This window comes from Endozoicomonas arenosclerae (assembly GCF_001562015.1).
Classification (GTDB): domain Bacteria; phylum Pseudomonadota; class Gammaproteobacteria; order Pseudomonadales; family Endozoicomonadaceae; genus Endozoicomonas_A; species Endozoicomonas_A arenosclerae.
In genome coordinates, this window is record NZ_LASA01000298.1 from 1 (window position 1) to 341 (window position 341).

The 341-nt window shown below is 52.1% G+C and carries 1 tRNA gene; it reads right to left on the reverse strand.

From position 1 onward, the window contains the following. Nucleotides 1–133: 133 nt before the first annotated feature. Nucleotides 134–210: transfer RNA gene (locus WG89_RS33230), tRNA-Met, on the reverse strand. Between the last annotated feature and the right edge of the window lie 131 nt (nt 211–341).

The following is a 341-nucleotide window of genomic DNA, read 5'->3' on the forward strand; positions in this document are numbered from 1 at the left end:
AATAGTTGGTAGCGGGAGCCGGATTCGAACCGACGACCTTCGGGTTATGAGCCCGACGAGCTACCAGGCTGCTCCATCCCGTACCGAAATCGGCCCCGCAGTTGTCTGTTAATCAGYTGCCGTTGTAATAAGTTGGTAGCGGGAGCCGGATTCGAACCGACGACCTTCGGGTTATGAGCCCGACGAGCTACCAGGCTGCTCCACCCCGCATCAACGAGGAGCGCATAGTATGGACGATGATGCTTAAAGTCAATAAAAGATTAAAATGCTTCGGTTAATAACTAGCCCGCATATTATCTGAGTTGGCAGTCTTCATTTTCACCAGCCTATAGCCATCGTGG